The organism is Bullifex sp. (assembly GCF_034103065.1).
Taxonomy (GTDB): Bacteria; Spirochaetota; Spirochaetia; order Sphaerochaetales; family Sphaerochaetaceae; genus Bullifex.
Genome location: NZ_JAXEGN010000100.1, coordinates 1 through 7,517 on the forward strand (window position 1 = coordinate 1; position 7,517 = coordinate 7,517).

General features: G+C 33.5%; 8 protein-coding genes. 5 read left to right on the top strand and 3 right to left on the bottom strand.

The window, feature by feature from the left end; all coding sequences use genetic code 11:
- From SOY52_RS04120 to SOY52_RS04140, 5 genes are all read left to right on the top strand, one after another.
- On the top strand, nucleotides 1-189 hold a 189-nt coding region (locus SOY52_RS04120; RefSeq protein ID WP_320847712.1), incomplete at its 5' end, for a hypothetical protein.
- Nucleotides 190-553: 364 nt separating this feature from the next.
- A complete protein-coding gene (locus tag SOY52_RS04125) occupies nucleotides 554-1,255 on the top strand; it encodes a DUF3990 domain-containing protein (RefSeq protein ID WP_320847713.1) in 702 nt (233 codons plus the stop codon).
- Nucleotides 1,218-1,850 (top strand): helix-turn-helix transcriptional regulator, encoded by a 633-nt coding sequence (locus SOY52_RS04130; protein ID WP_320847714.1) that lies wholly within the window; start codon nucleotides 1,218-1,220, stop codon nucleotides 1,848-1,850. Before SOY52_RS04125 ends, SOY52_RS04130 begins: the two co-directional genes overlap by 38 nt.
- A 400-nt stretch (nucleotides 1,851-2,250) precedes the next feature.
- Nucleotides 2,251-2,625 carry a helix-turn-helix transcriptional regulator gene (locus tag SOY52_RS04135; RefSeq protein WP_320847715.1) on the top strand — a complete coding sequence of 125 codons (375 nt, stop codon included), beginning with the start codon at nucleotides 2,251-2,253 and terminating at the stop codon, nucleotides 2,623-2,625.
- Nucleotides 2,626-2,704: 79 nt separating this feature from the next.
- Nucleotides 2,705-3,757, top strand: a complete 1,053-nt coding sequence (locus SOY52_RS04140) for an RNA ligase family protein (RefSeq protein ID WP_320847716.1) — start codon at nucleotides 2,705-2,707, stop codon at nucleotides 3,755-3,757.
- A 122-nt stretch (nucleotides 3,758-3,879) separates the two neighbouring features.
- On the opposite strand, the gene SOY52_RS04145 is transcribed toward SOY52_RS04140, so the two are convergent.
- From SOY52_RS04145 to SOY52_RS04155, 3 genes are all read right to left on the bottom strand, one after another.
- Complete coding sequence (locus tag SOY52_RS04145; RefSeq protein ID WP_320847717.1) at nucleotides 3,880-4,542, bottom strand: SWIM zinc finger family protein; 663 nt, start codon at nucleotides 4,540-4,542, stop codon at nucleotides 3,880-3,882.
- Nucleotides 4,542-7,079 (bottom strand): DEAD/DEAH box helicase, encoded by a 2,538-nt coding sequence (locus SOY52_RS04150; RefSeq protein WP_320847718.1) that lies wholly within the window; start codon nucleotides 7,077-7,079, stop codon nucleotides 4,542-4,544. The genes SOY52_RS04145 and SOY52_RS04150 overlap by 1 nt, the downstream gene beginning before the upstream one ends.
- Nucleotides 7,080-7,154: 75 nt before the next feature.
- On the bottom strand, nucleotides 7,155-7,517 hold a 363-nt coding region (locus SOY52_RS04155; RefSeq protein WP_320847719.1), incomplete at its 5' end, for a hypothetical protein.

The following is a 7,517-nucleotide window of genomic DNA, read 5'->3' on the forward strand; positions in this document are numbered from 1 at the left end:
TTTATATTAATACCCTTAAAAATCTATGTTAATGCTCTTGTACCATTTTTGTACCAAAACAGGGAACAATCAAAGAAAAACAGTATAATAGAAGTAAAAAGAGACAATAAAAATAACCTAAAACACCCTATGCTAAATACTAATAATAGAGTGGGAGTAATAGCAAGTGGCTTGCAAATCTATTATTAATTCTTGTAATATAAGGAATTATAATAAAATTATGCAGGCCATTTTTTATGCCACTGGTACAATTTTGATAGAAAATTCACGAGTACTTTCAGTGGCGCTCAACTGTGAATTACTGGTGCTGTTGATGCTTAATACTCAGGAAGACAAAAAATGTCCATCCCTTTCTTAGATTTGCATATTCTTCTTGATTTACACCTGAAATAACTTCACTGGTTTCTTATGCCAAGGGGTATGCTTCTGTTGCTGTTATCTTCAAGATTTTCCCCTTTTATGTGAATTTTTCTATGTACTCATTGATAAACTAATACCACAGTATTATATTATAGGTAAACTAATGCTACAGTATTACATAGAAAGGCATCTTATGAAACAAGATTTAACTATCTACCACGGATCTCAGCAAATTGTTGAGATACCGAAATTTGGAATAGGCAAGAAATACAACGATTACGGTAGTGGTTTTTACTGTACGGAAAACATCGAGCTTGCTAAGGAATGGGCTTGCCCTGTGAAGAACGACGGTTACTCCAACAAATACATTATGCACTTGGATGGAATGAACATCATGCAATTGACAAAGGGCGAGTTTAACATACTTAACTGGCTTGCGATTTTACTTGCTAACAGAAAGTTTGACATTACATCGCCTGTAGGCAACAGTGCAAGGGAATTTCTTCTCAACCGCTTTATGCCTGATACAACCGGCGTTGATGTGATGATTGGTTATCGTGCAGATGATTCATATTTTTCCTTTGCAGAAGATTTTGTAAACAATACAATCTCTCTTCGTGATTTAAACCTTGCCATGCAGCTTGGTACGTTGGGAGAACAGGTGGTTCTTCTCTCTAAGCGTTCTTTTGGTCAGATTGAATTTATAGAGTACGAAGTTGCCGATTACCGTGAATACTATTATAAGAGAGCTGAAAGAGACCAAAACGCACGAGCCACTTACGCAACTCGGAAAAAGAACTTACAGCAGCTTATGGATGATATTTTTGTTCTCGATATTATGAGGGAGGATATGAAGCATGATGACCCACGCTTACAGTCAGTTATATTTGAGTAAGGCTTCACGTGCTGTCGGGAATATGCTTCACGACGCAGTATTGGAGTTTGATATTAACGCTACAGATTTTTTGAGACGCTTTATTCAGTCCGATGTTGCCGCGCAGTTTGAAAGTGGTAATCCCAAATACATCGCAGGAAAAAGTGGCTTGGAGCTTTTTTTAGAGGTCATGGAAAAAACGACCGGAGAGAGCTATGACGTAGAGCTTATTGAAAACTACCAGCGAAGCCCAGAATATTGGGTTGGATGGGTGCTGACCCATTATCAATGGTACTCCGGTCACACTTTCAAGAGCATACTCGATACCGTACCTTATGATGAGATTATCGGGCTTTACGGAATACTTCACGAAGCAGATGTTCAAAAGAGTTATGAGGTTCTAGATGTTCACTTTGCAAATAGCGAAAGCAAACTGAAAATTGCCAGAAAGCATTGTGGCTTGACGCAGGAAGCTCTTGCAAATGAATCAGGGGTTTCTATCAATACCATCAGGGCATACGAACGCAAAAGCAAGGACTTAAATAAGGCTCAGTTTGATATTGTAATGAGACTTGCCAAAGTCTTAAAGTGTGATGTGTCTGAATTTATCAACTAATCAACTATAACCTGTCATTCATCGGGCAGGTTATTTTATATTGTTTGAATTTTGAAAATTCCTCTATCCTTATTGATAGTCAAGGTTGAAGAATAGCGTTTGGCACTTCCTTTTTATAAGTATGTTGCAGACCATAAACCAGTAAATTATTGAACGCCATTTTATTAAGCGTTAATGTAATCAAAATAAAAGAGTAAAAGTTAGTGCAAAGGATAAAATAAAAATGTAGGAATTCCAACATTCTTATTTCGTCCGCACCCCCAAACATACATTTTTATATTGACTTTTGCACTGTGTATATATAGAAAAATGTGTTTTTAGGTGACAATAATATTCAGAAAAATGTGCAAAGAGTTAAGAAAAAATCAAGAAAAATGTGTTAAAATAATATGCTGTATTTATGGAAAAGAAAAAATTTCTTCAAAAAAGAGTTGTAGATATTCCAGCAACTGCCAAATTGCTCAAAAAACAACGAATTGACCATGGGTATAGTGTGATAGAGTTGAGAGAGCTATTACAGCTAGAATCAAGAGTTGCAATATATGCATGGGAAAATGAAAAACTGAAAAATATTCCATCACTTGAGAATCTTGATGCTCTTGCACGTCTTTATGATGTAAATATTGAAGAATTATACGTAATGATTCCTGTGAATTCTGAAGAGTGTGTTATCAAAGACTATTCTCTTGAATATGAAATAGATATTGACTGTATACTAAGCGAACTAGATGAAGATGAGAAAAAGGAGTTTCTTTTTCTTATGGGAAAGCAATAAAAGTGTAAATTAATGGTTTGCATACATTGTTAAAAATTCAATTTACAATTCTCTTAAAACAAAAATTTAGGAGTATAAAATGAGAAAGTTAGCAAGTGTGCAGACAATTCACAATGTTGAAGCAATAGAAGGTGCTGATAAAATTGAAGTTGTTTCTGTATTAGGCTGGAAATGTGTCGCAAAGAAAGGCGAATTTAAAAGATTAGATTTATGTGTGTATTTCGAGATTGATTCGTTTCTCCCTGTTGTGGAAGCCTTTGAGTTCTTAAGAAAAGGAAGCTTTAGAAAAAATGATTTAAACGGTGAAGGCTTCCTTCTTAAAACTAGAAATTTCAGAGGCCAAATATCTCAAGGACTTGCACTACCAATATCTATTTTAGATAAGTTTAGACCACTAGATGGGGTATCATGGAAGAATGGTGATGATGTTACTAATCTTCTTGGAGTTAAAAAGTGGGAGATAGCAGAAATAGCAACAGGAAGTGGTAAAATAATAGGCCCTTTTCCTTATCAAATACCTAAGACAGATGAGATAAGAGTACAGGCAGAGCCTGGTTTAATTGATGAGTTTAAAAATGTTCCTTATTACATTTCAACAAAAATGGATGGCACTAGTGTTACTATGTATATTATTGATGGAAAGTTTGGTGTATGCTCCCGAAACTATGAAATTGGAGATGATGAAACAAGCCCTGCATGGAGGTTTGTTCATAGATATGATATTAGACAAAGGATTGAAGAGGGTGCGAAGGAAATAGGAATAAATAATATAGCTGTTCAGGGTGAGTTCTGTGGTGAAGGAATTCAAAATAATCCACTTAAACTTTCATCTCCTGAATGGTATATATTTACACTTTATGATATCGATAAAGGTAAAAGGCTAGGACTTGAGCAAATGAAGAATTTTTGCGTTTCAGCAGGTATTAATATGGTTCCAGTAGAAGAAGTAAAACTCCATCTTCCATATAATACGATTGATAAATTAATCGAAAGAGCAAAAGGAAAATATCCTAGTGGTAATCAAAAAGAAGGTATAGTAATACGTCCTGTTGATACTACTTACAGTAAAATATTAAATGGGCCGCTATCAATGAAGGTTCTTAACAATGATTACCTATTAAAAGATAATTGATACAACCTCAATCCCATAGGAAAAAACTATGGGATATTATTAACATTATTAAGGAAATACAATTTAATTTTAGGATATTAAGCGGGAATCCTCGGTAATTCAATTACCGAGTAATTCACAAGTCATTTATCCTCATAAAAATCAACACCAAATAGACTAGAAGCTTCTTTAATGGACATTGTACGACCTTTTGGTAATTTAACTTTTGAAGAGAGTGCTAGTTTCTCTGCTTCTCTATTTACAATCTTTTCGCTAAATGAATTGGTATCAATTCCTCGAAGACGAAGCAAAAGCATTGGATCATCATCAAGTTTTCTTCCAATTCCATAAAGAACAGCTGCAACATGCTTACATAGAGTTGCCCAGTCGGGGCATGAGCAGTTAAACCTCATTTCATTAAGCTTAGGAAATAGATTAAGAGTATCAGATGTAAAGTATTCTTTAAAAGCATCTGGAAATTTTCCTTGTAAAAAATCTTCAATGGTTTCAAAATTGTTTTTACACTTATCTTCAAAAGCACTTATTTCTTTCTTTGTAAGTGGTTTTATTGAAATATTAACCTTATAAGGTGTAGGGCGAGATCCTTTTACTAAAGCATTAATTACACCTTCTTCGATTTTTAAATCAATAACAGCTCCTTTCCTTACATATGTTCTTCCTCTAGGAAGTCTATTATCAAAATCTGCATAGTAGTCAATATGATCACACCATGCTTTACCCCACCATGAAGTACTAATTTCACGAGTTTCGATTATGATTGGTTCTCTTGAAGTTCTTTTAGCCATTATTTAATCTCCTTCGTAAATTTCATAGCTTTTAATAGTTCTTCAGGTGAAAGCTTTGTAGTAATTTCTCCTCCTGCATCACTTAATACAGAGGTAGCAAGTTCACTTTTTTGTTTTAATATTTCACTTATTTTTTCTTCAATTGTGTCTTGTGCTACAAATTTATAAACACTTACTCTATTCTTTTGACCTATACGATATGCTCTGTCTGTAGCTTGATCTTCAACTGCTGGATTCCACCATCTATCAAAATGAATTACATTTGTTGCTCTCGTTAGAGTTAGACCTGTTCCACCAGCTTTAAGAGAAATAACTAAAAATGGATATTCTCCATTTTGAAAGCTATCAACAATTTCTGTTCTTTTCTTTACAGGCGTACTTCCATCAATACATTGTCCTTCTTGATTAAATATTTCATTTAAAAACTTCATCAGAGTAGGAATTATTGTTGCAAATTGCGTAAATATTAATACCCGTTCTCTATTTTCATGGATTGTTTCGCAGAGTTCTCTTAGAAGGAGAAATTTGCCACTCTTTTTCTCTTCAAACTCATCATCTCCTAAATATTGAGAAGGATGATTAACAATCATCTTAAGCTTCATTAATGTGTTAGCAGCAAGGGTTAGAACTTGTTCTCCAGCATTCTTTCTTCTCTCTAATTCACTTTCATATTCATCAACTACATTATTGTATAGAACTCTTTGTTCTTTTGTTAAAGTAACCATGACTTCTGTTTCTATTTTGTCTGGAAGGTCATTGATAATAGTTCTATCACTTTTTAGACGACGAAGAATGAATGGAGAAATTACCATCTTTAAATTTTCCATACCAATCTGTTTTAAATTATCACAATAGCGAGAGAAAGCATCTGCATTTCCAAGTAAACCAGGTGAGAGAAAATCAAAGATAGACCATAAATTGAGTAATGAATTCTCAATTGGAGTTCCTGTCATAGCAACTCCTAACTTTCTATCAAGGCTCTTAATTGCCTTAGTTTGCATAGTATTTCTATTTTTTATGTTCTGAGCTTCATCCAAAACAACTATATCCCATTTATTATCCTTGATGGCTTGGCTCTTTGCGACCCCTTGGTATGTTGCAATTGTTAGGAATGGAAAATCTGCTTTCTTACTACTTATTCCGTGACGAGTTTCATAAGAAATCAGTGGCGCAAATTTATCGCATTCATGTGCCCAGTTGCCTAATAATGAAGCTGGTACAATTAAGAGTACTTTTGCTCCTTTATTGAAATGCCTAACAGTATCTAAAAATGAGAGCATTTCAACTGTTTTTCCAAGTCCCATGTCATCTGCAAGAAGAGGGCCAAGTCCAAGCTTAGATACTGCAATTAACCATTTAAATGCATCTTCTTGATAGGATCTAAGAGTACCAGAAAATGAGTTATATGGTTTTATAATTAATGAATTTTCTACTGCATTATTTAGTATTTTTTTCATATCAAGGTGAATTGGAAAGGCGTTTTCATCTAATCCTAATTCATATTGAAGTGCATTTTGGAGTGTTAATTCCTCATTATCTAATAACATGTATTCATTTAATAGCTTTTTTAAGTTTTCGCTATCAGCTTCAATCCAATTGCCTTTAAATAAAAGTAAACCATTACCTTGTGCAATAATTTCTTCTGCTTCTTCTTTTGTTATTTCAATACCTTGGTACTGCATTGAAGGGCGCAGCGTTAGTATTGAAGAAGTTGTGTTGTTTTCATTTGATACTTCAATATTTATTTTGGTTGCTTTCTTTCTTTTTTTCCACCAAATTGGAACTCTAGTTACAATTCCAGCTTCTTCATATTTGGGCGTATCGCATAAAAATAAAAACGCTTCTTCTTTTGAAAGCAAAAGAGGTGAGAATATTTCACCACTTGAAAGCCAAGAGGCTATCAATGTGCTATTCTTTGCAACCTTCTTAATTGAAGAAATAAGTACAGCTAATTTATCGATTGAATCCTTATATTCCTTTAGTGCATATTTTAAAGGGTAATGACAAACTTTTCCTTCGCTATTGATAGTTGAATATGTTGCCATAAAAGCAAAAGGAGTTTCATCTTTTTTACTTTCAAGGAGGTGAAAGAATATTTTTGATGGAAGACGAAAATAAGTTGAGTAAGAAGAAAAATACGCATCAACCGTTGACTTATACTTTTTGATATCCGTCTTAAATATTTTCAAATAACGTGAGTATAAATTAAGAACCCATTCTCTTGATAGATAATCACCTCCAAGCATGAAGGGCGCTGAAGAGATAAGCTCATCGATTTCTAGTAAATCATATTGTACCTCGATTTTTTCTCTTTTAAGCTCAAGAGAAGGTGTTCTTTGTAGCTGAAAGAAAAAAACTGATGTTAAATTTTTTAGAAAATCAAAAGAAGGTGATGATTGACACTTATCATTTCTAAGTACTATTAAATACATTCCCAAATATTGATCTGGGAAAAATCTTTCATCACGGTATTGCGTGAAATCAGGTATAAAACCATCTTCTTGAATAATAAAATCTAAGGTTTGGATCTTTCTCATAGGTGATTATTCTAACATATTTTTTTATTGATCTTTTGTTTTATTGTACCTATTTTTTCGATAAGGTATTAACAATTAAAGAGAAAGAATATATTGCTCTAAAATAGTAAAAATTGTCATAAAGAATATTATTATCAAAAAAGGCCAAAGGATTAATCCTATTACTTTCTTTCTTTTATTATCGCTCTTCATAAGTGGAATATGAGCCCACATATCAGCCCAGTTTCCTAAAAATAGCACAATAGAAAAGAAGATAATAAAGGCAAATACTCTGTTTAAGATAGTATCACCGTTACTACGAGAGTTATCAATTTCCATAGTAAAGCAAGAGTATGCAAGTAGGTAATATAAAAAAGCAGAAGCTAGCTTTTTTAATATCCCCTTCCCTCTAAAGCCTGGAAGCAACCATCTTTGTGGCCCTTTATTTAATAAAGCTTT